The 376-nt window shown below is 37.8% G+C and carries 1 protein-coding gene; it reads right to left on the bottom strand.

Annotated elements, in window-relative coordinates; genetic code table 11:
* A partial coding sequence (gene lptD, locus AB4486_RS25430; RefSeq protein ID WP_372119495.1) for an LPS assembly protein LptD occupies positions 1–376 on the bottom strand: 376 nt, incomplete at both ends.

Below are 376 nucleotides of genomic sequence, written 5' to 3'. Positions count from 1 at the left end.
AGATACCATCTCTAGTTATTGAACCAACATTTATACTTTCGCCTACATTATCCTCAATATATTCTTCTGTAACGTAGCGGTAGTTGGTTTGTATATAGCCGCCGGCAAAACGGTACTCAATGGTACTGTTAGCAAGTTGCATCGAAGATGAATCAATGTCGTATTGCACACCGCCATGGTAGAAAAGGTAATCATCGTAGTTGAAGTCCATTTCAATAGCCCAAGATGAATAATTAGTTTTGTCAGCGGAGTCTTCGTTGCCTAAAGTTTGCTTTGTATCTTTATCAAAATAGAAAATTTGACCAAAAGATATGTTTAAGCGCTCTCGGTACTCATCATCAAAAAAGCGAGATGATGCGCCATAGCTAATTTGATT

Origin of the sequence: Vibrio sp. 10N.222.55.C6, assembly GCF_041473395.1 — a bacterium.
GTDB lineage: Bacteria > Pseudomonadota > Gammaproteobacteria > Enterobacterales > Vibrionaceae > Vibrio > Vibrio crassostreae_C.
Note: the sequence above shows the minus strand (reverse complement) of the source record. Positions and strands in the feature narration are given on the sequence as shown.